This window comes from Streptomyces sp. 2A115 (assembly GCF_052245575.1).
Classification (GTDB): Bacteria; Actinomycetota; Actinomycetes; order Streptomycetales; family Streptomycetaceae; genus Streptomyces.
In genome coordinates, this window is record NZ_JBQQCG010000091.1 from 23,035 (window position 1) to 47,043 (window position 24,009).

Annotated in this window: 25 protein-coding genes and 3 pseudogenes; 16 read left to right on the forward strand and 12 right to left on the reverse strand. The window is 67.9% G+C overall.

The window, feature by feature from the left end:
- Positions 1–271: 271 nt before the first annotated feature.
- Positions 272–2,362, reverse strand: a complete 2,091-nt coding sequence (gene ligA / locus ACTWQR_RS46275) for an NAD-dependent DNA ligase LigA (RefSeq protein ID WP_443233333.1) — start codon at positions 2,360–2,362, stop codon at positions 272–274.
- Positions 2,363–2,514: 152 nt separating this feature from the next.
- Between ligA and ACTWQR_RS46280 the strand changes: the two genes are divergently transcribed.
- From ACTWQR_RS46280 to ACTWQR_RS46320, 9 genes and pseudogenes are all read left to right on the forward strand, one after another.
- Positions 2,515–2,727, forward strand: a complete 213-nt coding sequence (locus ACTWQR_RS46280) for a DUF7660 family protein (RefSeq protein ID WP_443233334.1) — start codon at positions 2,515–2,517, stop codon at positions 2,725–2,727.
- 39 nt (positions 2,728–2,766) lie between these two features.
- Positions 2,767–2,933 (forward strand): annotated as a pseudogene (locus ACTWQR_RS46285) (ISL3 family transposase); the annotation flags it as partial.
- Positions 2,934–2,957: 24 nt separating this feature from the next.
- Complete coding sequence (locus ACTWQR_RS46290) at positions 2,958–3,635, forward strand: SDR family NAD(P)-dependent oxidoreductase (RefSeq protein WP_443233356.1); 678 nt, start codon at positions 2,958–2,960, stop codon at positions 3,633–3,635.
- A 33-nt stretch (positions 3,636–3,668) separates the two neighbouring features.
- Positions 3,669–4,292, forward strand: a complete 624-nt coding sequence (locus tag ACTWQR_RS46295) for an NADPH-dependent F420 reductase (RefSeq protein ID WP_393425940.1) — start codon at positions 3,669–3,671, stop codon at positions 4,290–4,292.
- 202 nt (positions 4,293–4,494) lie between these two features.
- Positions 4,495–4,614, forward strand: a complete 120-nt coding sequence (locus ACTWQR_RS46300) for a hypothetical protein (protein ID WP_443233335.1) — start codon at positions 4,495–4,497, stop codon at positions 4,612–4,614.
- A 305-nt stretch (positions 4,615–4,919) separates the two neighbouring features.
- Positions 4,920–5,174: a hypothetical protein gene (locus ACTWQR_RS46305; protein WP_443233336.1), complete on the forward strand. Its 255-nt coding sequence runs from the start codon at positions 4,920–4,922 to the stop codon at positions 5,172–5,174.
- Positions 5,171–5,542 carry a fic family toxin-antitoxin system, toxin component gene (locus tag ACTWQR_RS46310; RefSeq protein WP_443233337.1) on the forward strand — a complete coding sequence of 124 codons (372 nt, stop codon included), beginning with the start codon at positions 5,171–5,173 and terminating at the stop codon, positions 5,540–5,542. The genes ACTWQR_RS46305 and ACTWQR_RS46310 overlap by 4 nt, the downstream gene beginning before the upstream one ends.
- A gap of 123 nt (positions 5,543–5,665) precedes the next feature.
- Complete coding sequence (locus tag ACTWQR_RS46315) at positions 5,666–6,262, forward strand: NUDIX domain-containing protein (RefSeq protein ID WP_443233338.1); 597 nt, start codon at positions 5,666–5,668, stop codon at positions 6,260–6,262.
- A gap of 37 nt (positions 6,263–6,299) precedes the next feature.
- The gene (locus tag ACTWQR_RS46320; protein WP_443233339.1) at positions 6,300–6,935 is read left to right on the forward strand and encodes an HAD-IA family hydrolase; all 636 of its coding nucleotides are present in this window, start codon (positions 6,300–6,302) and stop codon (positions 6,933–6,935) included.
- Positions 6,936–7,884: 949 nt separating this feature from the next.
- On the opposite strand, the gene ACTWQR_RS46325 is transcribed toward ACTWQR_RS46320, so the two are convergent.
- Positions 7,885–8,310: a hypothetical protein gene (locus ACTWQR_RS46325; protein ID WP_443233340.1), complete on the reverse strand. Its 426-nt coding sequence runs from the start codon at positions 8,308–8,310 to the stop codon at positions 7,885–7,887.
- An 824-nt stretch (positions 8,311–9,134) separates the two neighbouring features.
- Here ACTWQR_RS46325 and ACTWQR_RS46330 point away from each other — a divergent pair.
- Together ACTWQR_RS46330 and ACTWQR_RS46335 are read left to right on the forward strand one after the other, a co-directional pair.
- On the forward strand, positions 9,135–9,338 hold the full coding sequence (locus ACTWQR_RS46330; RefSeq protein WP_443233357.1) for an ATP-binding protein: 204 nt from the start codon (positions 9,135–9,137) through the stop codon (positions 9,336–9,338).
- Positions 9,301–9,504: a methyltransferase gene (locus tag ACTWQR_RS46335; protein WP_443233358.1), complete on the forward strand. Its 204-nt coding sequence runs from the start codon at positions 9,301–9,303 to the stop codon at positions 9,502–9,504. The genes ACTWQR_RS46330 and ACTWQR_RS46335 overlap by 38 nt, the downstream gene beginning before the upstream one ends.
- A 267-nt stretch (positions 9,505–9,771) precedes the next feature.
- Here ACTWQR_RS46335 and ACTWQR_RS46340 read toward each other — a convergent pair whose 3' ends face one another.
- The 5 genes and pseudogenes from ACTWQR_RS46340 to ACTWQR_RS46360 form a co-directional block, all read right to left on the reverse strand.
- Positions 9,772–10,737: a Kelch repeat-containing protein gene (locus tag ACTWQR_RS46340; protein ID WP_443233341.1), complete on the reverse strand. Its 966-nt coding sequence runs from the start codon at positions 10,735–10,737 to the stop codon at positions 9,772–9,774.
- A 161-nt stretch (positions 10,738–10,898) separates the two neighbouring features.
- Positions 10,899–11,828 carry an NADP-dependent oxidoreductase gene (locus ACTWQR_RS46345; protein ID WP_443233342.1) on the reverse strand — a complete coding sequence of 310 codons (930 nt, stop codon included), beginning with the start codon at positions 11,826–11,828 and terminating at the stop codon, positions 10,899–10,901.
- Between the two features lie 404 nt (positions 11,829–12,232).
- Complete coding sequence (locus ACTWQR_RS46350) at positions 12,233–12,436, reverse strand: tautomerase family protein (protein WP_443233343.1); 204 nt, start codon at positions 12,434–12,436, stop codon at positions 12,233–12,235.
- A gap of 25 nt (positions 12,437–12,461) precedes the next feature.
- Positions 12,462–12,611: a short-chain dehydrogenase/reductase gene (locus ACTWQR_RS46355; protein ID WP_443233344.1), complete on the reverse strand. Its 150-nt coding sequence runs from the start codon at positions 12,609–12,611 to the stop codon at positions 12,462–12,464.
- 176 nt (positions 12,612–12,787) lie between these two features.
- Positions 12,788–13,570: pseudogene (locus tag ACTWQR_RS46360) on the reverse strand (SDR family oxidoreductase).
- 678 nt (positions 13,571–14,248) lie between these two features.
- Here ACTWQR_RS46360 and ACTWQR_RS46365 point away from each other — a divergent pair.
- On the forward strand, positions 14,249–15,457 hold the full coding sequence (locus ACTWQR_RS46365; RefSeq protein ID WP_443233345.1) for a saccharopine dehydrogenase family protein: 1,209 nt from the start codon (positions 14,249–14,251) through the stop codon (positions 15,455–15,457).
- A gap of 611 nt (positions 15,458–16,068) precedes the next feature.
- Here ACTWQR_RS46365 and ACTWQR_RS46370 read toward each other — a convergent pair.
- On the reverse strand, positions 16,069–16,665 hold the full coding sequence (locus tag ACTWQR_RS46370; protein WP_443233346.1) for an HNH endonuclease: 597 nt from the start codon (positions 16,663–16,665) through the stop codon (positions 16,069–16,071).
- Between ACTWQR_RS46370 and ACTWQR_RS46375 the strand changes: the two genes are divergently transcribed.
- Positions 16,568–17,035, forward strand: coding sequence for a hypothetical protein (locus tag ACTWQR_RS46375; RefSeq protein ID WP_443233347.1), 468 nt, complete (start codon positions 16,568–16,570; stop codon positions 17,033–17,035). The genes ACTWQR_RS46370 and ACTWQR_RS46375 overlap by 98 nt on opposite strands.
- A gap of 122 nt (positions 17,036–17,157) precedes the next feature.
- Here ACTWQR_RS46375 and ACTWQR_RS46380 read toward each other — a convergent pair whose 3' ends face one another.
- On the reverse strand, positions 17,158–17,292 hold the full coding sequence (locus ACTWQR_RS46380; protein WP_443233348.1) for a hypothetical protein: 135 nt from the start codon (positions 17,290–17,292) through the stop codon (positions 17,158–17,160).
- A 203-nt stretch (positions 17,293–17,495) separates the two neighbouring features.
- On the opposite strand from ACTWQR_RS46380, the gene ACTWQR_RS46385 reads away from it, so the two are divergent.
- Complete coding sequence (locus ACTWQR_RS46385; RefSeq protein ID WP_443233349.1) at positions 17,496–18,038, forward strand: hypothetical protein; 543 nt, start codon at positions 17,496–17,498, stop codon at positions 18,036–18,038.
- A 691-nt stretch (positions 18,039–18,729) separates the two neighbouring features.
- Here ACTWQR_RS46385 and ACTWQR_RS46390 read toward each other — a convergent pair.
- Positions 18,730–19,812 carry a Rieske 2Fe-2S domain-containing protein gene (locus tag ACTWQR_RS46390; RefSeq protein WP_443233350.1) on the reverse strand — a complete coding sequence of 361 codons (1,083 nt, stop codon included), beginning with the start codon at positions 19,810–19,812 and terminating at the stop codon, positions 18,730–18,732.
- Between the two features lie 238 nt (positions 19,813–20,050).
- On the opposite strand from ACTWQR_RS46390, the gene ACTWQR_RS46395 reads away from it, so the two are divergent.
- Complete coding sequence (locus ACTWQR_RS46395) at positions 20,051–20,266, forward strand: hypothetical protein (protein ID WP_443233351.1); 216 nt, start codon at positions 20,051–20,053, stop codon at positions 20,264–20,266.
- Positions 20,267–20,667: 401 nt separating this feature from the next.
- On the opposite strand, the gene ACTWQR_RS46400 is transcribed toward ACTWQR_RS46395, so the two are convergent.
- Positions 20,668–21,246, reverse strand: a complete 579-nt coding sequence (locus ACTWQR_RS46400) for a GNAT family N-acetyltransferase (protein ID WP_443233352.1) — start codon at positions 21,244–21,246, stop codon at positions 20,668–20,670.
- 158 nt (positions 21,247–21,404) lie between these two features.
- Positions 21,405–22,574, reverse strand: a complete 1,170-nt coding sequence (locus ACTWQR_RS46405) for a HEAT repeat domain-containing protein (RefSeq protein WP_443233353.1) — start codon at positions 22,572–22,574, stop codon at positions 21,405–21,407.
- A gap of 146 nt (positions 22,575–22,720) precedes the next feature.
- On the opposite strand from ACTWQR_RS46405, the pseudogene ACTWQR_RS46410 reads away from it, so the two are divergent.
- Positions 22,721–23,883, forward strand: a pseudogene (locus ACTWQR_RS46410) (RNA-guided endonuclease InsQ/TnpB family protein); the annotation flags it as partial.
- Between the last annotated feature and the right edge of the window lie 126 nt (positions 23,884–24,009).

A 24,009-nucleotide genomic window follows, 5' to 3' on the forward strand; every position in this document is an offset into this window, starting at 1 on the left:
TTCCAGCACCGGGCCGTCGTGTTCGTCGGCCGCGACTGCACACGCGAAAGCCCCGGCTGGACGGGGCTGCAGGCGGTGGCTCGCGGAGGGCGGTCGCCTCTCGGCGGCAGGCACCATGGGGCTTCAGCCGAACGATCTTCCCCATGGGCTTGAGGTGAAGCCCGGGGACACTGTCCCCTCCGCAGCCACATACAGATGAACGGTCAACTGCCCCTACGTGTCCCGCAGTTGGGGCCGTGCACGGCGTGAACTGGGGCACGCCTCCAGGGGGTCAGTCGAGGAAGTCGGCGATGAGGGTGGCGAATTCGTCGGGGGTGGCCAGGCGGATGGCGAGGGTTTCGGCCTTGGCGCGTTTGGATCCGGCGTTCTCGCCGGCGACGACCAGGGTGGTCTTCTTGGAGACGCTGGAGGAGGCGCGGCCGCCGGCGCGTTCGATGAGTTCGTTCATCTGGTTGCGGCTGAGTTTCTCCAGCGGCCCGCTCATCGCGCCGGTCACGACCACCGTCATCCCGGCCAGCGGACCGCCCACCGCCTCCGCGCTCTGCGAGCTGCCGTCGGAACCATCGGTGTCGGCCGCACTCGGTGAAGTGGCGCCGGGTTCGGTCATGTTCACCCCGGCCGCGGCGAGTTTGTCGATGAGCGGGGCGAGTTCGGCCAGTTCGGCCACGATGGACGGTGCCTTCTCGGTGCCGATGCCCTCGACCTGCTGCATCGTTTCCGCGTCGGCGGCGCGGATGTGGTCCATGGTGGCGAAATAGCGGGCAATGCGGCGGGACATGGACCGGCCGGTGCCGCGGACCCCGAGCGCGCACAGTACCCGCGACAGCGGCTGATTCTTCGCCGCGATGAGCGCGGCCAGAAGGTTGTCGGTGCTGGTCTCGCCCATCCGCTCCAGGCTCAGCAGCTGGTCGCGGGTGAGGGTGAACAGGTCGGCGAGGTCGGCGACCAGGCCCGTTTCGACGAGCTGGACGACGCGGGTTGTGCCGAGGCCTTCGATGTCGAGCTGGTCGCGGCCGGCGGCGTAGGACAGGGCGGCGACCAGGTGGCAGTTGCGGCCGTTGGTGCAGCGCCAGCGCTGCTCGCTGGTGTCGATCGCCGACCCGCACCGCGGGCACACCCCGGGGAAGGCGATGGGCTGCTCGTCGCCGGTGCGCAGGTGGGCGACGGGGGCTTCGATGCGGGGGATGACGTCGCCGGCCCGGTGGACCATGACGTGGTCGCCCAGGCGCAGGTCGCGGCGGGTGATGTCGGCCGGGTTGTGCAGAGTGGCGTACGTGATGGTGGCGCCGTCGATGACGACCGGTTCCAGCACTGCGCGCGGGGCGATGATGCCGGTGCGGCCCACGTTCCATTCCACCTCGAGCAGCCGGGTGATCTTCTCGACGGCGGGCAGTTTGTAGGCGATCGCCCAGCGCGGGGCGCGGGTGCCGGATCCGGCCGCCTGCTGGTCGGCGGCCAAATCGGCCTTGATGACGATCCCGTCGATCCCGAACGGCAGCGTCGCGCGCAGCGTGGCGATCTCCTGCACCCGCGCCAGCACCTGCTCGGCCGTCTCCGCGGTGATGCCAGGCACAGCGGTGGTGACGGTGGTGTTCACCCCGAGCGCCCGGGCTCGCCCCATGAGGTCGCTGTGCGCGAGTTCGCTCAGCTGTCCGGCAAGCGTCGGCTCGGTGCCGGGCTGGGGGAGCAGGCCGTAGCCGAAGAACGTCATCGGCACGGTGTAGGCACGCTCTTTGGCGCGCAGGCTGCCGGCCGCGGCGCCGCGCGGGTTCGCGAAGGGCTGCCCGCCGTGTGCGGTGCGTATCTCGTTGGCGTGTTCGAACTGGGCGGTGGTCATCAGGACTTCACCGCGCACCTCCACCGTGACCGGCTCGGCCAGCACTTCCGGCAGGCCCTCGATGGTGCCCATCGCGTGCGAGACGTCCTCCCCGGCCGTCCCGTCGCCCCGGGTGATCAGCCGGGTGAGACGGCCGCGGGTGTAGCGGGCGGCGATCGCCAGGCCGTCCAGCTTCGGCTCGACACTGAACCGCTCCACCTCGTGGCCGATCCGGCGGGCCAGCGACGCGGTCCAGGCGGTGAACTCCTCGGGGGAGAACACGTTGTCCAGGCTCAGCATCGCCACCGTGTGCGGCATATCGCCTTCCACGGCGCCGCCGGCGACCTTCCCGGTCGGCGAGTCGGGTAGCACCTGGTCGGGATGGGCGGCCTCGTATGCCGCGATGCCGCGCACCAGCCGGTCGTAGGCGTCGTCGTCCAGCGGCGAGGTGCCGCCCGTGTAGTAGCCGGCCGACGCCTTCACCGCGTCCTCTACCGCCTGTGCGTAGGCGGCGGCATCCATGATCACTGCAGCTGGTGTCGTCATGCCCGCCATCCTGCCTCCCACCACTGACAACGCCGGTGTCATCGGATGCCGGCGCTCCGTGAGGAGCGGCTGCTCCCGCTTCTGCGGCGGGACTGATGCTCCTATTGCTCGTCAAGCGTTCTGAGGCACGAGGCGCAAGGTACTTTCGTTGCATGTCGCTGACCCTCGACGGCGAAGTCCGCAGCCGCGACGACCTGGTCTCCTTCGTTCGAGAACTGCGTCAGGACTACCTCCGTCGGGGACACGAATGGGAGAACCGGAGCCTCGACGGTTTCCTTGAGGCTCTTGCGGCATGGATGCATGACTCGCCGGGCTGGTACCAGAACGTGGCCCGGGTCTATCAGGAATCAGGCTCTGTTCCGTAGTCGGTGGTGACGGCTGGTAATGGGCGTCGTTGACGTTGTGTGCGAGATATCAACTCCCTTGTGGCAATGGTGTTTTCAGGGCTTGCGGCGCTGGTCATCGAGGATGTGGCGGACGACGGCGAGGTGATCCGGGTCTTGGCCCGGACTCGGGATGTTCCCTTTCGCTGCCCGATGTGCGGGGCTCGACGGGGAAGGTGCACGGATACTGATGCCATGTCCGGGCCGTTGCGCTGGCCGGCGCGAAGCTGTTCGTCGACGAGGGAGCGCACGTCTTCATCACCGGCCGCCGCCAGGAGGCCCTGGACGAGGCCGTGAAGCAGATCGGCCGCAACGTCACCGGCGTCCAGGGCGACGCCGCAGACCTGGACGACCTGGACCGCCTGTACGGCACCGTCAAGCGGGAGAAGGGCAGCCTCGACGTGCTGTGGGCCAGCGCCGACGGTGGCGAGCCCGCCCCGCTCGGCGAGATCACCGAGGCCCAGTTCGACACCTGGTTCGGGCTCAACGCCCGCGGCACCCTGTTCACTGTCCAGAAGGCCCTCCCGCTCTTCAATGACGGCGGCTCCATCCTCATGACCGGCTCCAACGCCTCCCTCGGCGCCTTCCCCGGCTGGAGCGTCTACGCCGGCAGCAAGGCCGTCCAGCAGGCCTGGGCCCGAATCTGGCTCAATGAACTCAAGGACCGCCGCATCCGCGTCAACGTCCTGACCCCCGGCCAGGTCGCCACCGCCAAGCAGGAAGAACTCTTCAATGAGGCGACCAAGCGCCAGTTCGAGTCCCTGATCCCCCGCGGCCAGATGGGCCGCCCCGACGAGCTCGCCACCGCCGCCCTCTTCCTCGCCTCCGACGACTCCAGCTACGTCAACGGCATGGAACTCGTCGCCGACGGCGGCACCACCGCCATCTAAACCGAACGACACACAACCAGGGCGGGACATCTCATGAGCAACATCAGCATCATCGGCGCCGGCAACATGGCCCGCACCATCGGTGCGCGGGCGGTGGCGGGCGGCAACACCGTCGAGGTCATGGGCCGTGATCAGTCCAAGGCCGCTGACCTGGCCAAGGCTCTCGGCGGCGGCACCACGACCGGAGAATGGGGTACCGCTCCGGCCGGGGACATCGTCATCGTGGCCCTGCTGTACGACGGTGTCGTGCCGGTCGTCGCCGAGTACGGAGACGCTCTCGCAGGCAAGGTCATCGTCGACATCAGCAATCCCTTCAATTCCACGTTCGACGGGCTAGCTCACCGCGAGGAGACCTCGATCGCGCAGGAAGTCGCCAAGGTCGCCCCGGTCGGCGCCAGCGTGGTGAAGGCGTTCAACACCGTCTTCCGTCATGTCCTGGAGAAGGGTCGGCCCGACGTCTTCATCGCTGGCGATAATGCGCAGGCCAAGGCAAGTGTGGAGGCGTTCATCGAGAGCCTCGGGCTGCGCCCGCTGGACGTCGGCGGCCTGAAAATGGCGCACTGGCTGGAAGGAGCGGGCGTGGTCACGGTGGGCCTCGCCAACCATGGGGTGGGGAACTTGGACTTCGCCCTCAGCATCACCGAACTTCCCGTCTGAGCTGGTGTGATGCGCCAGATATCTCGCGCTTGAGTCTGTAGCCTATTTTCATGTCGCCGGGGACCCCGTGCTGTTGAAGTCAGGCTGTCCGATGCGGAGTTCGCCGAGTTGTCACGCTGGGCGGACGGGGCGGTAGCACCCCCGTATCGCCGGGCGGGCCCGCATCATTTTGGCGTGTGCGGCCGGGGCGCCGAATACGCGTGTGGCGGCGGATCTCAAGGTGACCGCCGACACGGTGAGGAAGTGGCGGTCGCGGTTTTCTGACCATCGGCTCGAGGGGCTGAAACAAGCTGCCGGGCTGCTCTACGCATCGCGGCCCTGATCAGTTCGACTCCGCCGAGCCCGACGGCCTCCTCGTCGTCCAGATTCACCTGGTAGGAGCCGCCGTAGCCGCCGGCCCCCTCAGGGCAGGCGCTGCGCAGCAGCGGAACCAAGGCCGCAGCCATGCAGATACAGCGCGGATCCTTCGCGTAGGAAGCCATCGGCGTCATCGTAGAACCGCCCGGGCACCACGGGACGCCGTTCTCCGGGGCGCTCACTCGAAGGGGACCGCTCCGAGCGGCACCAGCAAACGACGGCCACTTCCTTACCTGGCCCACGCCTGCTACCACCCTGCTACCATCAGGTGTGGCTACCAATAGGCAGACGCAGATCCGGCTGGACGAGGGCGTATTGGAGGCCGGCAAAGCTGCCGCGCGCTCCCGCCGGCTCGACTTCAACAAGTACGTGGAGCGGCTCATCATCGAGGACACCACCGGCGCCCGTGCCGCCGGTATGGCGGCCGCCCAGCGGCTCATCGATGAGCAGGGCACGTTCCTCGACGACCTGGAGCAGCAGCTCGAGGCCCCATACACCCAGCAGCAGCCGGGCGCCGCCGCGTGATCCTGCACGTCGACGAATCCTGGATCCTCGAAGTAGCGGAGCGGGCCGGGCACCGCGATCCGGCCGCCGACGACTACGGCGTGCCCATCGCCGCGGTCGCCCGCCACCGCGGCGAATTCCTCGACACCCCCGTCTACGACGGCGTCTTCGCCCGCGCCGCCGCCCTGGTGCACACCCTGGGACGCTACCGATGGCTGGAGCGCTCCAACCTCACCGTCGCCTGCGCCGTCGCCGTCATGTATCTCGAGGCCAGCAACATCCCCGTCAACCCCACCCGCGAACAGCTCACCGCACTCGCCCACGAGCTGAACAACCCCCGCTGCAGCGCCGCCCGGATCGCCTCCTTCCTGCGCACCTGGAAACCCTGATCCCAGCCGGGCGATGATCGCCTTGAGGCCGGTGAGCTGGGGGAGACGGATGGCAGCCGCGGCCATGCTGGAGATGGCGGTGCGGTACTCCTCCAGCCAGTCGGCGACCGCGGGGACCCGCGAGTGCCGCTGGAGCGCACTCTCGACGTTGTGCTGCTGCTGCAGCAGTCGGTCGGTGCGCACCTCGGGAAGGTACGCGAGGACGCGCCCGGCGGCCTCGGCGGCTGCCTCGGGCTCCGGACGTCCCCTCACCGCATGTTGGATGGCGACATCGGCCTGGTAAAGAGCGCGGGTGCGGGCGAACTGATCGCCGTGGAGCTGCTGCGCTACGACGAGAACGGCGGCTTCTGGGCGCCCGGCGGCTCCCTGGAGGACGGGGAGGACCACCCCACGGCGACGCTCCGCGAGCTGCGCGAGGAACTCGGTGTCGACGAGAGGGCGGTCGAACTGGGAGTGCAGCTCGCGGAACGCAGCAAGGACCACCTCGTCGGCGGACGCGAAGTCCGCCAGGTGGAGAAGTACTTCCTCACCCACATCCCCGCAGCCGCCATCGACCCGGCTCGCGCATCGCAGCCCGACAACATCCGCGAGCACCGCTGGTGGACCCTCGCCGACCTGCAGGCCACGACCGAAACGGTCTACCCGCACGGTCTCGCCGACCTGGTCACCGGCGTCCTCGAACACGGTGCACCCAGGCGCCCCGTCGTCCTGGCCGGATGATCCTTCCCCGAGCGGTCCGGGGGATCAGACTGCGAGCATGACTGAGGATCGCCCGCCCCACCCGTCGCTGCCGTACGCCGCCGTACTCTGCGACATCGACGGCGTACTACGGCACTGGCCCGCTGACCACGAAATCGAGCACGCGCACGGACTGCCCCGCGGCGCCCTCGCGGCCGCGGCCTTCGCCCCGGCCCGCGTCCACCCCGCCGTCACCGGGGCAATCACCGATGAGCAGTGGCGGTCCGCCGTGGCGGCCGACCTCGCCGAAGCCTACGGATCACAGAAGCAGGCCCGTGCTGCCGTCGCCGCCTGGACCGAGCTCGTCCCGCTCGTGGACCTCGAACTGGTAGCCCTGCTCACCCGAGTACGCGCCGTCGCCTCCGTAGCCCTGGTCTCCAACGGAACCACACGGCTGGAGCAGGACCTCGCCCGCCAGGGACTGGACGGCCTCGCCCACACGGTGGTCAACACCGCTCGCATCGGTATTGCGAAACCCGACCCCCGGGTCTACCGCATTGCCGCCGAACGCGTCGGCACCGGGCCCGACCGTTGCCTGTTCGTCGACGACACCGAAGCCAACGTCACCGCAGCCCGCGAAGCAGGCATGGCCGGCCTCCACTACCGTCAACTCGAGCAGCTACGCGAGGCACTTGCGCCGATGCTCGGTCGGTAGCCGCCGAAGACACGGTGTCCGACGCACAACGGGACCGCCTTCACCGCACGATGGCACGAGCGGCATGGCCGCTCACGCAGGCGATCTCCATGGCGAGGGTGCGTCGCAGGACTCGCAGGTTGAGCGGATCAGGCGGGATCGGGGCAAGGCCGAGACGAGCCCCTTCCTCGCTGTTGACCCACTCCCTGAACCGGGCATAACGGCCATCACGACCACCGAAGTTGAGCCCTCGGGGCCTTCCCAGGCGGGAGAGGCCCGACGGCGCCCGCCCCCGTCTGCCGCCTGCCACTTGGAAGGCGCCCAGGACGGCTTTTGCCGGCGGGGCGGCCGTCCTTGCCCCCGGAGGTAAAAGCCGTCACGCCCGTACAAGCAAGAGGAGCACCACGGGGCACGGCGTGCTCCTCTTGCTTGTACGGGCGGTCGTTATGACGGGTCGCCATCCCGCCCGATTTACGGCGGTTGATGCCATCGGTTGCATCGACGGCGCCGGTTGACCCCCCGCAACTGCCCCTGACCTGCGAGTTTCCAAGTTGCCGGGGTTTCCGGGGAGGGGCTCCTACGCGCACGCGCGCGTAGGATGGGGCGGAAACTGCCGTCGCACAGCGTCTCCGTGAGGTCACGGGCGGCCGTTCGTGACCTCGGAGGTCTATCCCCCACGCAAGGGGGTCCAGGCGCCCTGAGGGGCATCCACGGCCTTCACCCCGACGGCGGTCGCCGCGCGAGCGTAGCGAGCTGCCAAGGGACGCACGGCCGTAGGCCGGTCCCTCTTGCTCTTCACCCCCCAGCGCGGGAGCTCCCAGCGATAGCAGCACGGGCCACCACCCTCAGGGGCTCGTATCGGGCAGACTCCAGGGTCTGCGCAGATCAGTCGCTATCCGCTAACGTGCTGGTCACCTGTGGTTTTGGTCGCTAGTGGGGTCGCTAACGTTAGCGACCCCTGCCGCTAGCGCTAAGAGCTCTCGGCTATTTGTGACCGTCTAAGTTCAGCCCAATTGTCAACGTCTTCGCTGAGCGCGGCGTCGAGCTGGTCCATCGCTTCGAGTGCGACGACGGATGCTTCTTCGCCTGCGGCCAGACGCACCTCCAGTCGTCGCTTCGTGCGTTGCACCTCCACCAGAACCACAGTCCGCATGAGCCAGGCGTCCCGTTGCCGGTAGAGACCGTCCAGGGCGGAAACAGCTGCTGCTAATCCTGCGACTCCAGTACTGATCAGACCAAGCCACGGGAATCGCCACACCGCTACTGCTGCGCCAAGAACTGCGATCAGGACGTTGGACAGCGCAATCCATAGAATCACCAGCCCAGAGAGCTGTTTGGCCTGCTCTCGGGCTTGATCGTAGACTCTTTCGTAGTGGGCAACGTAGTGCAATGCCACCCCGCTCGCGTCCAAGCCCTCAGGGGGTGATGGCGGAGGGTGAACACCCCAAGGCCAACGACGGAGGGCCCTGCCCCGGTCGCTCATGGCGGAAGCGTAGCGACCACAACTCCTTCACATAAGGGCAGGCGTCAACTCCACCGTCAAGATCTTGGGGTCAGTACCACATCCCGCCAAGGGTCGTACCCCCATGGGGAGTCGACTTCACCGAGTCTGCTTAGCGGCTCTTCGGGCCCCGGGGCCGGGCCGTCTGTGGGCCGTCCGAGGGCGGCCGACGACGACAGATGACGACAGTTGACGACGGCCCTTCCCCTGCTCCGAGATGGTGCGTTGGGTACCGCCGCAGGTGCCCAACCATGAACGTGAGTTGAGGGTCTGAGGAAATAGGTGGGCCGCGTGGGGCCCGGCGAGATCCCGGGCGACTCCGGCCGCCTCGTATGCCTCGACGGCAACGACCCATTCGTCCCAGAGACCGCCGAGCTCTTGCCCCTTGATCAGCTTGCTCTTGAGCCGGTGCCGGACGCGGCCGGGCCCAATCTGCCGGGGCGGCTGCTGGCAGTCCTCGGGCAGCTCGCTGTGCCGCATGCCGCTCAGCGCCGAAATAGCGATCATGCAAGCGGTGCGGACGACTCCGACCAGCTTTCTCACGTCTGTCGCGAACAGCGGCAGGGTCCAGGGAACCTGTCCGTCGCCGTCCGCGCGGTCGATGACGGCGGCATGACGACCCCAGAACGGCGCCACCCTGACCTGGACGAGGGTCTGCTCGAGCAGGGGGAGGATGGGCTCCCAGCGGCCGCCGGGTCCCCGAACCCACCCAGAACTCCCTGACCACCCTGGAATGGATCGGCCGCGCCGAGAACCTGGTGATCGCCCGCCCGAGTGGCACCGGCAAGAGCCACTTCACCGAGGGACTCGCCCAGGCCGCGATCGAGAAGGACATGCGGCAAGATACTCGGTTCGATCGCGCAGGCCGCGAACCCCGGAGCCCGGATCGTCATGATCGAGGCGGCCCTGCCGGAGGGCGATGAACCGCATTTCGCCAAGATGGTCGACCTGACGATGCTGGCCATGCTGACAGGCCGTGAGCGCACCGCGAAGGAGTACCACCACCTGCTCGACGAAGCGGGCTTCACCCTCGACCGAATCCTGCCCACGCCGTCGCCTTTCTCGGTGATCGAGGCGACACTGCGCTGAAGGCCGTCCCGTACCGGCCGATGGCAGCGGTGCCGGGCTGCAGCGTCGGGGGACGCCGCCAGGGCCCGGCACCGGACCGCCGGGCCTGAGCCCGTGCCGGGTTGGCCGGCACAGGTTCAAACGGCCGAGATGCCGGTACGGTTCAGCGAACAAGGGGCCCCAGCCGGCGCGACTCTTTCTGGCCGCAGTGCCGTCCCCACTCCCTCGAGCCAGGACGTCGAGCAGGTTCTCAGGAGCGGCCAATCCCAGGTGCGGGTGGTCGCGGGCTCACCGGTGCTCGGGCCGATAGGCGTCGTTGACGTCCACCGGGCTGCCGCCGCCGGCGATGCCGCCACCGGGCAGGTGGATCGTGCCGCATACGGTGACGGCGGCCGTGCCGTGGCGGGGCACCGGCATCGGGGCAAGCCGTCGCCACCGATCGCGGACGGTGTCATACGCCTCGGTCTCGGAGAAGACGGCATCCGGGCCGGTGCCGTCGTGTTTCCCCTCCCCTCCGAAGGTATAGATCCTCGTGCCCACGACCGCGGTGGCGACGCCGCCGCGGGCGGTCGGCATGGGGGCTCGCTCTGACCAGCGGCGGGAGTTCAGGTCGTAGGCATAGACGGTGTCCCGCACGTTCACCTGCCCACGGTCCCGGCCGCCGAGCACATAGAACGTCGTGCCGACGACGGCTCCGCCGACGTGGTCGCGGGCCTGCGGCAGGCTCGGCAACGCCTTCCACCGGCCGGTCACGACGTCATACGACGACACCGTGTCCACGGTGTCCTGGAGGCCGCCGGGACCCGGTACCAGAGTGCGCATGCCACCCGCGAGATACACGCGGGTTCCCCGCACGCCTGTCGCTGCGCTGCCTCGCTCGATGCCCGCGGGCATCGACGGCAGCCGCGTCCATCGGTCCGCGCGTGGCTCGTAGACGAAGCTGTCGCGCAGGGCCTGCCAAGAGGCGCCGCCGGACAGGCCGCCGAGGAGGTAGATCCTGCCGTCGACCGCCGCCACGTTGGGGTGGTTCATCGCGACGGGTAACGGTGCCGCGTCCGACCATGTGTCATGTCGCGTGTTGTAGACCTCCACCCGCCCGGTGGTGGTGAAACCGTTGGCCGGGTCGGCGACGACGACGCCGCCGATGACGTAGACGTCGTCGCCGACCGCGGCGACGCTGTGTTCCTGCCGGGGCCCGCTCGCGATCGGCGCCAGCGTCCGCCATCCTCGGCGTGCGCCGGTTCGAACCGCCACAGGCTTCTCCGCCGGAGGGGATGTCGTGTGGCCCGGGTGTGCTTGCGCCTGCCCCGTCGGAGCCGCCGCCAGGACTGTACCGAGGAAGAGGGCTGACCGTCGTCTCATGACCATTCCTTGTTGTCGATGTCGCTGTCGCTGTCGTTTTTCTGAAGCGGGCATCAGGGCATCAGCACGAGCTTGCCGGTGGCGCTGCCCGTGGCGATGTTCTCGTGGGCCCTGGCGGCCTCCGCCAGCGGCAGCACCTGGCCGATGTGGACGGTGAGCTGTCCGGCCCGTACAAGAGCCGCCAGTTGGGCGAGGTCGGGCGCGGACGGGCTGACGACGGGGATGGCATGTCGTATGCCGAGCTCGGCGACTCGGTCCTGCGTGACGCCGGTGTCCTGGGGATACGCGCTGACCAGGATGCCGCCGGGAGTGACCATGCGGGCAGAGCGTTCGCCGTACTCTCCTCCGACGAGGTCGAACGCCACGTCAACCTGACCGAGTTCGGTGAAGTCCTGGGTGCGGTAGTCGACCGGCTGGTCCACGCCGAGGCGGCGCAGCAGGTCGTGCTTGCCCGCGCTCGCCGTGCCGATCACGTGGGCGCCGCGGGCCTTGGCGATCTGCACGGCGAGGTGGCCGACGCCGCCTGCCGCCCGGTGCACGAGTACCCGTTGTCCTGGCTGGACTCGGGCGAGACCGACGAGGCTCTGCCAGGCGGTGAGACCGGCCATCGGAAGGCCCGCCGCCTGTTCGACGGTGAGTTCAGTGGGTTTGTGGATGATCTCGTTGACCGAGGCGAGGACGTACTCGGCGTAGGTGTTGCCCGCTCCCGGAAGGGCGAGCATGCCGAGGATCTCGTCACCGGAAGCGAAGGCGGACACGCCGGAGCCAACGGTCTCGACGGCGCCGGCGATGTCCCAGCCGACCGTGAACGGCGGCTCGCCGAGCATCGGGAAGGCGCCCGAACGCACTTGTGCGTCCACCGGGTTGACGCCGATCGCACCGGTCCTGATCAACACCTGCCCGTGGCTCGGCTCCGGGCGGGCGGCCTCGACCATCTTGAGCACGGACGGGTCACCGACGGTGTGCTGGGTGATGACGCGCATGAATGTCTCCTGAGCACATGGACGAAGGAACGCTGATCGGCCGGTGCCCCGTGGTCGTGCACGCGCAGGGTTCCGGCGGCAGGGTGGAACCTGGCAGTGACGGCGGCCCGGACCGCCCGGGACCGCGCAGGGTGAGCCGGCCGTGGAGCGGAGGACGAGCCTGCCGAACGTGGCTCTCTGTCGTCTGGGTCACCCTCGACGACCAGGGCAGGTGCGTTTTGATGTGGGACAGGAATGATTGGGCAGGAGAGCGGTGCGGGGGCCGATGGTGTTCCCCCGGCTTCTGAGGGGAGCCGCTGGGGCGGACGGGTGCGGCAGCGATGCCGGAATCCGGTGGCGGATGCCGGCATCGCCGCGCCCTATGCCGGCCGAGCCCTGCCGTGGCAGGCGTCAGCCATCGTGCACTACTCCTCGAGCATGGCGAGCGTCAGGACGTTGCCGCCGATGCCCCAGCCGCCGTCGGCGACCTCCTCGACCAGGACCATGGTGTTGGCGCGGGCCCGTTCCCCGTAGATCTCGACGTAGAGCTCGGTGGTGCGCGTGACGATCTTCTCTTTCTGTTTCTCGTCGAGGGTGCCGGCGGGGACCTTGAAGTTGGCGAACGGCATGGTGGTTCTCTTTTCTGGGATGGGGTTACAGGGTGCTGCCTGCGGTGAGCAGGTCGTCCAGCCCGACGCGGCGGACGAAGTCGGCACGGACGTGGTCGGCGACTGCGGAGACGACTTCGCTGCCGTCACGGCTGGGGTCTATGTGGGTGCGCAGCGGCCGGGTCCCGGACGGCATGGCCACCAGGCGCATGACGGCGTCGGCGATCCGGGCAACGTCCGCGTCCGGCGGGATGAGCGCGGCGAGCCTCTCATGGAGTCGGTGAGCGGGGCCGCGTAGCGCTCGTCTCCTTGCGAGCAGTGCGGGTGCGGAACGGGAACGGGAACGGGAACGGCCAAGGTGCCGTGGTCGGTTCAGATGATGCCGCCGTTGGCGCGGATGACCTGGCCGTTGGCCCAGTGGCCGGCCGGTGAGGCGAGGAAGGCGACGACTTCGGCGATGTCGGCGGGGGTGCCGAGCCGTTCCAGCGGGGGCTGGGCGGCCAGGCGGGCGATGGTCTGCTCGTCCTTGCCTTCGAGGAACAGTTCGGTGGCCGTGGGACCGGGGGCGACGGCGTTGACGGTGATGTCCCGGCCGCGCAGCTCGCGGGCGAGGATCATCGTGAGCGCCTCGATGGCTCCCTTGCTGGCGCTGTAGGCGCCGTAGCCGGGAAAGGCCAGGCCCACTACGGAAGTTGAGAAGGTGACCATTGCCCCGCCGCTGCGGATCTTCCGTGCGGACTGCTGGGCGACGACGAAGCTCCCGTGGATGTTGGTGCGGTGGACCGCGTCCAGCTCCGTCAGGTTCAGGTCGGCGACGGGGGCCAGTTACAGCCGGCCGGCCGCGTGGACGACTACGTCGACGCTGCCGAACTCGGCATCAGCGGTGGCGAAGAGTGCGGCCACCTGCTGCTCGTCGGCGACATCGGCCTGAACGGTGACCGCCCGGCCACCGGCAGCGGTGACCTCCCTGACTGCGGCCTCGGCCAGCTCACGGTTGCCCGCCTAACCGACCACGACGGCGAATCCGTCGGCGGCCAGCCGGCTCACCGATTCGCGGCCGATACCGCGGGAGCCTCCAGTGACGATGGCGACGCGAGGCTGGTCCGCGTGATGGTTGGGCACGGCGCTGCTCGCCGCAGTTTCCTGGGGGGACATGGGGACTCCTGCAAGAGATGCCGGATGCGGATGCCACGTCGGGTGGATCGTGGCGTGGGGCGTCGGCGATGTCACCGGCGGCTCCCTGCTTGCCTCTCCAGAGTGGGCCCGTGTTCCCGCGTCAGCCAGGGCTGTCTCCACCCAGGGGTTGCCACCCCCTGGCTCGTGACGCAGGCGCGCGTAACGATGGGGGGTAAATCACCCTGCATGAACCGAGTTGGAACGCGGGCGCGGCACCCGTCCCCTGCTTGTGCGTCGGGCGGCAACACCGCCGCCCGCGGGGAACGTTCAGGTGCCGGTCACTGCGGTCAGGGCACTGCACCTGAACGGCTGCGAACGCCGCGAGAGGTGCTCAGTCTGTGCTCACCGCTCATCCACTGACGCCAGACGGAAAAGTCTTCCATATCGGTAAATAGCGTCTCTGATTTCCATTGACGTGGGCCGGTGACAGCATGAAATATTGTTCACCCGCAAGGCATTTGGTGCTCATCCACAAGTAAGTAACCGGGATTCTTTGCAATAATACCCGCACCCTCCCTGACCATCTTTTCCGACGTCCTCTTCCTGTAGCGAAAAAGCTGTTCAGGATTCAGGGAACGATGCGCCCGCGAGCTACCGGAAAGGGCGCCTCATATATGGTGCGACTCGAGTGCGAAAGTTGAGTGGAAGGTGCGTACAGTGAACGACTCCATGACCGGAGCCTCCTCGGAGCAGAGGGGCCTGGACCTTGTCGTCTGGGGTGCGACCGGCATGACCGGCCGCCTTCTGACCGCGCAGTTGGCGCGTCGTGGCTCTCGGCTGCGGTGGGCCCTGGCCGGGCGGGACGAGCAGGCTCTGCGGCGGCTCAGTGGAGAGCTCGGCGTATCGTCCGACGTACCGCTGATCGTCGCGGATGCGCATCACGAGGACTCCCTCCGGTCACTGGTGACGCAGACGCGCATGGTCGCGAACCTGGTAGGTCCCTACCAGGTCCATGGATCCCTGTTAGTGGAACTGTGCGCGGCGAGCGGCACCGACTACGTCGACATCAGCGGCGAGCCGCTGTGGGCCCGACGTATGGTCGACGCCTTCGAGGGCGATGCCCGGCGCACTGGTGCGCGACTTGTCTTCTCCTGCGGGTTCGACTCCCTTCCGTTCGAGCTTGGCATACACAGCTTGCAGCGGCGGGCGGTGGAGGAATGGAAGGCCCCGCTTCCGCGGGTGAGCAGTCGGATCGTCTTTACCGATGTCAGTGGCTTCAGCACTGGCACCCTTGCCAGTCTCAGGGGCACCGCGGACGAGGCGAGGAAGAGGGGACCGGCCGAGGCTCCGGCGAACGACCCGTTCCTCCTGGCCGGCGGGTTCTGGGGACCCGAGCAACCACTTCCCACCGGTGTGGAGTTCGACGAGCGTATGGGTATGTGGACGGCCCCTTGGGTCATGAGTCCCATCAACAGCGCGAATCTCCACCGCTCGAACGCCCTGCAGGGACACCCATGGGGAAAGGACTTCGCCTACGACGAGATGATGGTCGCCGGGCCTGGAGAGGCAGGTCGCCGGACAGCCGAGGAGATCACCACGGCCATGGCGGAGATCGTCGCCCCCCACGCGGCGGAGACGGGGGACGCGCAGGTCGAGACGCTCGCCATGGGCGACAAACCTTCCTATGAAATTTTGTTCTTCGGCGCCGACAACGACGGCCACCAGGCGACAGTGACCGTGAAGGGCGAGGGCAACCCTGGCTACGACGCCGCCGCCGCGATGGCCCTCGAAGTTGCCCACTGCGTCCTGGAGGATCTGCCGGACCAACGGGGCGGAATATGGACTCCCGGGGCGCTCGCCGCGGATCTCCTTATCGCGCGGCTCGAAGAGCGCGGAGTGATGCGATGTGAGAACGTACCGGCCTGAATATCCGCGTCCGCGCGCATCTCAGTAATCTTCCAGGATTCACACGATAGGCCCACCGCTTTACGGAGCGAGACTCTCCCGCGAGGATCCTGGTCATGCCGACGAATTCATCGAAGTGTCCACGGTGCAGTATGCAGACGCTTTGGTGAGACCCGGGCCGGCACAGCAGGCCGTTTGACCTGGGAATTGGCACGTACGTAGGCATCGATGCCGAGGTGGCTCCGTGTCCGACGGCCTGAGTCCGCAGCCGGTGTCGAGGCCTGGAGCGTCTGGCCGATGAGCCCAGGCGGGCGCGCCGCGCACGGTCCTGTCCCGCAATTCGCCGGTTAGGTAGTGAGGGGGTCCGATCTAGGGCCTGTGTGACGTCGTGATCAATCAGTTGCCTTCAGCAGGTCGTTGATCCAGATCATGGAGGCGCGGAGGTGGAGGCCGGCGAGGTAGCTCTCGGGTGTCTTGTCGTATCGAGTCGCGATGCCCCTCCAGGCTTTCGGCTTGTTGGTTGGGCAGGCCGCGCGACGAGGTGCCTACTATGCGCAGGCCCTTTTCCGCACGGCCCTCTCCGAGTGAAGAACCCGCCGTACGAGTTTCCCCGTAACGGGCTCTCCAGTGACCTATTTCGTGACGCTGTTGGTTGGCTTTCCTGAGTGGATCATGTCATGGCAGGCATAGCAGACCATCAGAGCCTTGCGCCGTTTCTGCATCATGACCTGGCTCCATTCAGTAGGCGGCTCTCCCTTGCCGAGGTCTGCGAGTTTTCGGATGTGGTGCACTCGCACGTTTTCCAACGTCCCGCACAGCTCGCATTTCACCTTCAAGAGCCGGGTAATCAGATCTTTTCTGGAGCGGGGCCTGGCCGCTTTACGGTCCGTAAGGACCGCTGCCTTCTGTCGCGTCAGTGAGATTCCGCCGGACCGTGCGACCAGCGGCTTCCTACCCGCGCTACGGGGGACGCTGGCTTTGAAGCACGTGCGGGGTCCATATGGTGCCTCGACTTTGGCCTTGTAGCGGGCCGCCATCTTTGACACCGTCGAGCCGTGCTTCGCTGTTCTGACTTCCGCGCATCCTTGACGCGGAGGGAACCATTCGAGACAGTGCGGCATCTGGCCCGGTGTGGGTCTCTTGATGTTGTTCTTCGGGCTGTTCTTCATGGGCGGGTGGGCGGCGGCCGTCGCTGCACTGGTGCACGCCGTCCTTGCGCTGGTGCGCATCTGGCCGCGGGACTGGGTGCGGCGCCGCGGCCACCCGGCGGTGCGGCTGATGGCGCCGACGCCCGCGTACCTGCGCCTCGACGTGGCGCTCGCCGTCTTGGCCTTCCTGATCGACCTGTGGCTCGTGTCGGTGGCCATCGTGTTCGGGTCGGACGGCATCTTCACCGAGGACTGGATGGGTTATCCCGGCATGACGGATCCCTCCGGGCAGGGATACCAGGCCGGAGTGGTGAGCGCACTGCACACGACAGCCTGGTGGACCTTCGGGATCGCGGTCCTATGCCGGTGCTGGATCACAGCCGGCGTGCAGGTGTGTGTCCTGCCGTTGGCGGCATGGTGGATCGGATCGTTCGACACCTACTACACATGACGTGTGTGGCCGGCCAACGGGCCCCGGCCGCACGTCCGCGAGCCGAGCACAGCTCAGGGCGCCAGCTTCACGCTTCAGCTCCTCGTCAACGACGCACCGAGAGCAGGCCTGTTGGAGTAGGCTCAGGCGGCGTCGCTCCGGTACACCCACCACCGCGCCGTTGAAGAAGCGGAGTTGCACAGGTCGCGGTAGTTCACAGCGAGGATCGCTCTCCAGACCTCCTGCGAGGGTCGGATCGTACGCTGCTCGATCCACATGGGCCACTCCTTGGAGGTCGTAGGGGGATCTTGGGTGTTGGGGCCAGCCGGCGGTGCGGGTGTGATGATCCGGCCGTTCGTGGTGTGTGAGTACTCGGCCGTGGATCGTGCACGACGACCTCCGGGTGACTGGCACAGGTCACTGGACCCCCTCCCCGGAAAACGTGTGGAGCGGCAGGCAGGCGTCGTGCACGATCACCGGCATGACCGGACACGGGCAGTACGAGCATGTCTTCGCACCCCTGCGCGGAGCACGAGCCTGGGGTGTCCGTATCCCCGGCTTCATCGACCGTGACGACCCGGTGCCGCGCTTCGCCCCCATGGGCAGCACCGTCTACCTCGTCCTCGACGAGGGATATCTGCGCGTGGACTGCTGCGGCGGCGGTGGACAGCTCGCCTTCCGACCGGTGTCCGAGCCGACCCCGTCTGCCGACTGGGATCTCGACGAGGACGAGTTCGCTGTCGGCGACTACGGGTCGCACTTCCTCGGCGACGACGGTCAGCTCAACGCCATCACCCAAGTCCGGTACGCCCTAAACAACGAGTCCGACCGGGCGGCCGGCACCGTCCGGGCGGCCGAGATCCGGTTCGAGTACGGCGGTGTGCTCTTCCTCGACCCCATGTACTACTGGGGCATCCGACTCCAGGGCGCAGAGGCGTACGAGCGCTGGCTGGCCTGGGAACGGGAGGACACCCACAGGCGTGCCGTCTTCGGCCGGCTCGAAGAGCGCGTCTGGGTCCCTTAATGCCCCGAGTAGTGCCCCGAGTCGGAGATGTCCTCCATCAGATTGCTTGTGCCGGAGTGCCACACGTGATGGTCAGGCCACGGCCATGCCTACAGCATGGGAAACATGAAGCGTGCGCCCGGATGACTGGCACCTCACCGAAGAGGCAGACGGCCTTCTCGCGCGAACCGGAGAGTTCCTGCCCTTGCGCAACGCCCCTGCGAACGCGCGGGGCGAACACCTACGGCGCCGAAGCCACCGTGTTCGGCCGAGTGGCACGCAGGCGCAGTGCCGGTGCCCAGTTGGCGGGGCTGTCTCTACCGTCTCGGCACGCTCACCCCACGGAGCCGCTCCCCGAGGGCTGGGATCGCGTCATGGGCGAGCAGTGCCGGAAGCAACTCATGCTCTGCTGCCGTGAGCTCGCCGCCGCCGTCGGAGAGGACTCCTACAGAGACGTCGGCTCCTGGGCCCGCACACGTTTCGCGGACAAACACTTCATGTTCTGGGAGACCCCCGGACGGCACTCCGCTCTCCATGGCAGGCCCGACTTCGATGATTGGCGGCCGCCCGGGTGGACGCCGTCGACCTCCCGGCTCACCTACGCGTCGCGGCTACGCGTGCGCTGTGACGGTCGAAGTGAGCGGGGCCGCGCTGGCCGCGGGCGCGACGTCGTGCTGTTCGCGGACCCTGCCAACCTCACCAGCAGCGGCCTCTAAAAGCGATTCGGATACGTCCCGGTCACCGACTTCGCCGGGTAGGACTTCTCGTGTGCCGCGTCGGCCTCAGCCGGGACGTCGGACGCCGGGACATCGGATGGATAGAACTGGGCGTACCAGCGGCGTAGTGCCTTGATGCCCTTCTCGTGCGGGAGCAGGACAGGGTGCGGTCGGTGGATCTTGTGATCCCAGATCCGGACCTCTTCGCGAACTTCTCTCAGGGCTTCCGCGCGGAAGGCGAGCTTGAGGACGGGTGCCAGGAACGGGAGCCGGGTCGGCTTGCGGACGTAGTACAGCATCCGCATCTCGCTCGTACGGTCGTCGATGGGGGTGGTGAGTGCGACGGCGGTTACCGAAAGGACGGGGCCGTGGACGCGCACCACCATGACGCCTGGTCCGTACATGAACGAATCGAAGGTGTTGTTGATGTCCCAGCCGAGAACGCGTCGTTGGATGCGGCCGCGTACCTCGGCGAAGGGGCCGTCCGGCCGCAGGTTCTGGACGGGTGGTTCGCTCTGGCCGTGGATGAAGTGGAAGTGGGACTCGTCCACGATGTTCTCGCGCATCTCCTGGATGTGGATGCGCGCCCGGCACACATCGTCGATCGGCGCGGCGAAGTCCCGGGAAGTTGTCTCCGGGATTTCCGGTACCTCCCACGAAGGCGCCGTCGGCCCGGTGTGGACGAAGACGAGCCCGCTGTGCTCGCGAACCGGTAAGCCGCCCAAGGACACCTTGGGGGTCCGGGCCGCGAACGGGGCGTGCGCGCACCGGCCGTCCGTGCCGAATCGCCACCCGTGGAACGGGCACTCCACAGTGCCCTCCACGATCTTGCCGCCGACGCCCAGATGCGCGCCGTAGTGCGGGCAGTGGGCGTCTCGTACGGCGGGCTGCCCGTCCGCGCCGCGGAAGGCGATGAGGGCTCGCCCGAAGTAGTGCAGATTGACGACCTTGCCCGGTCGCAGCTCGTCACTGAGGAGAACGGCGTACCACCCGTACGGGACTGGCGGCATCGGATATTCATCGGCTCGCGGATCGCGGGGCAGGTTGGCGAGGGTGTCATGGCTGCGACGAAACGGCATGGGCAGATGCTAGCGAGAGGCCCCGCGGGGCCGGGCCGCGCGGTGAGCTGAGTGAACCGCCTTGAACCCGCGGTTACGCGCTGCTCAGGAGCCGATCCGGCCCCAGATGGGCACTTTGTCGCCAACCGCCGGTAACTGGACCACCGCATCACACGGTTCGAGGAGACAGGAATGCCGGGACATTCTTGCCTGATGGGGGATGGGGGATGGGGGATGGGGGATGGGGGGACTGGGCCGGGTGGAGCTGACGATCAACGCGGCGGTGCTGCTGGCTGTCGTCATCGTCTGGCGACTACGTCGACGCGTACAGGCCCGAAAACGAAGCGACGAGCAACTGACCGGGGTCATAGTGCTGGTGTTCGGGGTACTGATCGCCCCGACCGCCTTCGGTCAGTGGATTCTTGACGTCGAGGGCCGACTCCCGCAGAGCATTTCGCAATCGGGCGGCCCGTGAGCGGGACCAGAGCGAGCAATTGTCATTCCTGAAGGGGCAGGGTTCGTCAAGGGTGGTGTTTCTGCAGGTTGTTGGCGGTTCCGGGCAGCGTCAGTTGACTCGCGGTCGGCGGGCTGAGTGGGCCGACCTCCAGCCCGCCGGGACCCGCAGCGCCGATCTCACCAAACTCGGCCACACCAGTCCCGGTTCTCCAGATCTTTAGGTGTCTCACGAGACATGCGGTGCATCCCCATTGGGGCTGGCGACGAGTGGGGTCACCGTCGGAGTGTGAGGGGTACGACGGTCGCCGACTGGCTTGAGAGGATGGTGTGTGACTCTTTGTCCGGCTCGCCGTTGTGTGTGCATGAGGCGCAGTGATCAGTTGGTGGGGTTAGCCGATGCCGGGTGCGGAGCGACGGAACTCAGTGGGTGGGAACCGGCTCGGACGACGGCTCCCACTCCCGCCTGAGCAGCCCGTAGACCCACGAGTCGGAGACGTCGCCGTTGACGACGCAGTCCTCCCGCAACGTCCCCTCACGCACGAAGCCGAGCTTCTCCAGCACGCGGGCAGAAGCCACATTGCGCGTATCGGCCTCGGCTTGGACGCGATTCAGGTCCAGCGTGTCGAACGCCCACCCCAGCAGAGCGCGCGCGGCCTCGGTCGCGTAGCCCTGGCCCCACGCTGCATCGTCGTAGCAGTAGCCGAGCGACGCGCTGCGGAAGTCCGGATTCCAACTGTTCAGGGTGCACCAGCCGATGAACACCCCGTCGGAGACACGATCCACGGCCAACCGTGCCCCGGTGCCCTCCTGTTCCATCCGCCGGCAAGCAGTGATGAACTTCTCGGCGCGCGAGCGTTCGGTCCACGGTGGCGAGTCCCAGTAACGCAGGATGTGGGCGCTGCTCTGCAGTGCGAAGAGGTCGTTCGCATCCGCGTCTTCGAAGGCACGCAGTCGAAGACGAGCGGTGTGCAACGAGGGGGCGGGCAGCGACGCCCTCATGTTCCCTCCCTGGTCGGTGGCCGACCAATCAGACATCCGATGCGGGTCACTCGCAACGGGTTTTCCCGGCGGGCTGGCAGACGTGTCCGCTCATCGGCGCGACCGAACTCAGCCTCAGGCGGGGAGCGTCATGGGTGCAGGGTGCAGTGCGGGCAAGGTCACAGCAACGCAGCGATGCCCTCCCGGTTCTCGGGCAGCCCGGCCGCCCGGAACCACAACACGTTCCCGGCGATGCCGCCCGTCGCCTCGTCGGTGTCCACGAAGGCCCGCAACAGATCGCGTTGGGCGGGGGTGAGCACGTGGGTCGGGCCGTAGCCACCAGCAAAGGCTCTGAGCAGGATCGGCCCGCGTTCGTGGTCGGTGACCGACGTGCCGCCGGCGGTCACGATGGCGACCGCCACCGGTGCCACCTCCTCGAAGGTTTCGGCCAGGGCGAGCGCGGAGCGCAGCACGGTGAACCGGAACCACCCGTCGAGCCCGGGCAGTGGCTGGGGGAACCAGCCGTCCGTCGTTCGCGGGTCCCGCAGGGCGTCGAGGAGGACGGCGAGAGCGCGCGGCCGATCAACATGGGCGGGACCGAACGCGGCGCAGACCCGCACAGCTGGGTCGGAGTCGGCGAGCAGGTCGGAAGTGTCCATCCCCCACATGCCGAGCGCCCGCGCCACACTCGCTCGCTCCCGTCGCCCCGCCATGGTGCCCAGCCGTGCCCGCAGCAGCGTGGCGGCCCCCGGCACCCGGTCGGCGAGCCCTGGGGCGAGGAGGAGTGGCACTGCGGCGCCGAGCGCGGCCTCGCGGACGTGGGGATCGGGAGAGGAGAGGAACGGCTCGACGGCGTCGTACAGGGTGGGGCGTATCTCCCGGCACGCGCGCAGTGCGACGAGCTCGTCCGGGTCGCGCTCGCGTCGCGTCTCGTCGTGCCAGGGCGCCCACTGCCAGTCGGTTCGGTCGCGCACCAGATCCTCCCCATAGGCGGCCGACACGGCAACCTGCCCCAGCCAGACGAGCAGGGCAGCCCGCAAGCTGCGCGGCGGCCCGTCGTCCCACGGGAAGTGCCCCTCGTGCTCGGCGAGGCCCACGGGGTGGTCGAGGATCGCGGCGACGAACAGCGCCGCGGGCGCGGTGACGGTGTACAGCGAGCCCTGGTGCAGCACGCCCATGTCCAACACGGCCAACGCCTCGGACCGAACCTCGGGATCTTCGTCCACGAGGGAGCACAGGGAGACTGGTATGTCCTCGCCGGAGCCGTAGGCGTGCTGGAGAGACTCCCAGTCCGTCTCCAACAGCAGTTCTCGGGCCGCTGCCGGCAACCCGCTCAGAATCCGCGTCATCGGGTTCCTCCGTGGATACTCCGCCCGTCAGGGCGGAGAGGAATCGGACTCCTGCGGAGCAGGGCAACGGGCTGGGATTCGCCGCCAGGGCGGATCGCAGTGCTCTGACCCGCAGGTTTGATCTTCACTCCCGGTGTTACTAGTTTGTGAGCGTTACCACGAACCACGTGAAGCGGGCGTTCAAATACCGCTTCTATCCGACCGATGCGCAGGCAGCCGAGCTGTCGCGCACGTTCGGATGCGTGCGCAAGGTCTACAACATGGCGCTGGAAGCCCGTACGCGGGCCTGGCAGCAGGGTGAGCGGGTCAACTACAACGCCACCTCCGCCATGCTGACAGCGTGGAAGAAGACCGAGGAGATGGCCTACCTGTGCGAGGTGTCCTCGGTGCCGCTCCAGCAGTGCCTTCGGCATCTGCAGGGTGCGTTCGTGAACTTCTGGGAGAAGCGGGGAAGGTACCCGCGCTTCAAGTCCCGGAAGAAGTCGCGCCCCTCGGCGGAGTACACCAGCTCGGCGTTCCGGTACCGCGACGGCCGGCTGATGCTCGCCAAGATGAAGGACCCGCTGGTCTTCGTGTGGTCCCGTCCCCTGCCCGAGGGGCGATGCCTTCGACGGTGACTGTTTCCCGGGACGGCGCGGGGCGCTGGTTCGTCTCCATGCTGTGCGGGGACCCGAGCGTGAAGCCGCTGTCCGCCACCGGCGCGGCAGTTGGCGTTGACGCGGGCCTGGACCACCTTCTGACCCTCTCTACGGGTGAGAAGATCACCAACCCCCGGCATGAGCGAAGGGACCGTGCCCGGCTGGCGAAGGCTCAGCGAAACCTTGCCAAGAAGGTGAAGGGGTCGGCGAACCGGGCCAAGGCCCGGCTGAGGGTTGCCAAGGTCCATGCCCGTATAGCCGACCGCAGGCGTGACCACCTCCACAAGATCACCACCCGGCTCGTGCGTGAGAACCAAACGCTCGTGATCGAGGACCTGACCGTGCGCAACATGGTCAAAAACCGGAAACTCGCCCGTGCCATCAGCGACGCGGCGTGGTCGGAGTTCCGGAGGATGCTGGAGTGCAAGGCTCAGTGGTACGGGCGGAACGTAGTGGTCGTGGACCGCTGGTTCCCCTCGTCCAGACTGTGCTCCACCTGCGGCACCTTGCAGGGCAAGATGCCGCTCAACGTCCGTACCTGGACGTGCGACTGCGGAACGACCCATGACAGGGACGTGAACGCGGCACAGAACCTGCTTGCCGCCGGACGGGCGGTCCAAGCCTGCGGAGCTGGTGTAAGACCTCAACGGAGTTCTCCGGGCGGGCAGTCGATGGTGTCCCTCGTCGTGGTGTACGGGATCAGCGGCCGGGAGTGCGCGGGCATCTGCCCGGGGCGCACTTCCACGGGTGACTACCGCTCCCTGAACAGGAGGCGGGCCACCGCGTAACTCTCCTTG

What these genes read in the sequence shown, in the direction of transcription:
- ligA (WP_443233333.1), bottom strand. Translation starts at nt 2,362, where the DNA reads ATGACGACACCAGCTGCAGTGATCATGGATGCCGCCGCCTACGCACAG.
- ACTWQR_RS46280 (WP_443233334.1), top strand. Translation starts at nt 2,515, where the DNA reads ATGTCGCTGACCCTCGACGGCGAAGTCCGCAGCCGCGACGACCTGGTC.
- ACTWQR_RS46295 (WP_393425940.1), top strand. Translation starts at nt 3,669, where the DNA reads ATGAGCAACATCAGCATCATCGGCGCCGGCAACATGGCCCGCACCATC.
- ACTWQR_RS46320 (WP_443233339.1), top strand. Translation starts at nt 6,300, where the DNA reads ATGACTGAGGATCGCCCGCCCCACCCGTCGCTGCCGTACGCCGCCGTA.
- ACTWQR_RS46345 (WP_443233342.1), bottom strand. Translation starts at nt 11,828, where the DNA reads ATGCGCGTCATCACCCAGCACACCGTCGGTGACCCGTCCGTGCTCAAG.
- ACTWQR_RS46350 (WP_443233343.1), bottom strand. Translation starts at nt 12,436, where the DNA reads ATGCCGTTCGCCAACTTCAAGGTCCCCGCCGGCACCCTCGACGAGAAA.
- ACTWQR_RS46355 (WP_443233344.1), bottom strand. Translation starts at nt 12,611, where the DNA reads ATGCCGTCCGGGACCCGGCCGCTGCGCACCCACATAGACCCCAGCCGT.
- ACTWQR_RS46370 (WP_443233346.1), bottom strand. Translation starts at nt 16,665, where the DNA reads ATGCGCACCAGCGCAAGGACGGCGTGCACCAGTGCAGCGACGGCCGCC.
- ACTWQR_RS46380 (WP_443233348.1), bottom strand. Translation starts at nt 17,292, where the DNA reads ATGTGGATCGAGCAGCGTACGATCCGACCCTCGCAGGAGGTCTGGAGA.
- ACTWQR_RS46385 (WP_443233349.1), top strand. Translation starts at nt 17,496, where the DNA reads ATGACCGGACACGGGCAGTACGAGCATGTCTTCGCACCCCTGCGCGGA.
- ACTWQR_RS46390 (WP_443233350.1), bottom strand. Translation starts at nt 19,812, where the DNA reads ATGCCGTTTCGTCGCAGCCATGACACCCTCGCCAACCTGCCCCGCGAT.
- ACTWQR_RS46400 (WP_443233352.1), bottom strand. Translation starts at nt 21,246, where the DNA reads ATGAGGGCGTCGCTGCCCGCCCCCTCGTTGCACACCGCTCGTCTTCGA.
- ACTWQR_RS46405 (WP_443233353.1), bottom strand. Translation starts at nt 22,574, where the DNA reads ATGACGCGGATTCTGAGCGGGTTGCCGGCAGCGGCCCGAGAACTGCTG.